This is a genomic window from Neisseria sp. P0021.S006 (genome assembly GCF_051956895.1).
In genome coordinates, this window is the sequence record NZ_JBQCWZ010001239.1 from 1 (window position 1) to 453 (window position 453).

Sequence of the window (453 nt, forward strand, 5' to 3'; positions counted from 1 at the left end):
TCGCCGGGCTGTTCGGTCAGTTGGGAGAAATCAATCGTGCGTCCGTCGATACGCGGAGGCGTGTCGGTTTTCAGACGGCCTTGAGGCAGGTTCAATTCGCGCAAGCGGCCGCCCAAGGATTTGGCGGCTGGGTCGCCGGCGCGGCCGCCTTCGTAGTTTTCCAAACCGATGTGGATTTTGCCGGACAAAAACGTGCCTGCGGTCAGTACGACGGCGCGTGCTTTAAACTCCACGCCCATCGCGGTAACCACGCCGCTGATGCGTTCGCCATCAAGCGTTACGTCTTCGACGGCTTGTTGGAAAAGATCGAGGTTTTCTTGGTTTTCCAACATTTCACGGATGGCGGCTTTATATAGGATACGGTCTGCCTGCGCGCGCGTGGCTCGCACTGCCGCGCCTTTGCTGGCATTCAAGCGGCGGAACTGGATACCGGATTTGTCGGTTGCCAACGCC

At 58.9% G+C, this 453-nt stretch carries 1 protein-coding gene; it reads right to left on the reverse strand.

The window, feature by feature from the left end; all coding sequences use genetic code 11:
- Window positions 1–453, reverse strand: a 453-nt coding sequence (locus tag ACTHUM_RS19670; RefSeq protein WP_440403965.1) for an FAD-dependent oxidoreductase, incomplete at both ends; no start/stop codon positions are given.